Consider the following 481-nt stretch of genomic DNA (forward strand, 5'->3'; position numbering starts at 1 on the left):
ATAATAAATCTAAAAATATTTTAAAAATAAGTGGTGCTTATTTTCTTTCACGTCAAAAATTCAATGGTTGGATAAAGGAAGAAGAACTTTCAGGGCTGGATTGGTTTAATAAGGATTTTAATAACATGAAATTATTAATAAAGGATAAGTCAGTTTCAATGTTTATTGAAACTATAGATTATCATATAGAAATTGTGGATAATTCAATTCCAAAATATATTATAAATTTAGACATTAAAGCTTCAATCAGAGAAAATCCAAAAAATATTGGAAAAGAAACAATTGAAAATGAAATTAAAAATATTATTTTATCACAATTTCAAAGTACCTATAATAAAGGGTTGGAAATAAACTCTGATGTCTTCAATTTTTCAGAAAAAGCTTATCGCTTCAAGCCCCAATCATGGACTGTAGATAAATTAAATTCCATTACTGAACATTCAATTAAAAAATTTAATATTCATGTTTTCATCAAGGATGA

1 protein-coding gene is annotated in these 481 nt (G+C 24.3%); it reads left to right on the plus strand.

Going from position 1 to position 481, the window contains the following annotated elements; translation table 11 throughout:
• Nucleotides 1-481, plus strand: a 481-nt coding sequence (locus ACP3VS_RS24245; protein ID WP_426390298.1) for a Ger(x)C family spore germination C-terminal domain-containing protein, incomplete at both ends; no start/stop codon positions are given.

It is taken from the genome of Lysinibacillus sp. VIII_CA, assembly GCF_049943995.1.
Taxonomy (GTDB): Bacteria; Bacillota; Bacilli; order Bacillales_A; family Planococcaceae; genus Lysinibacillus; species Lysinibacillus pinottii.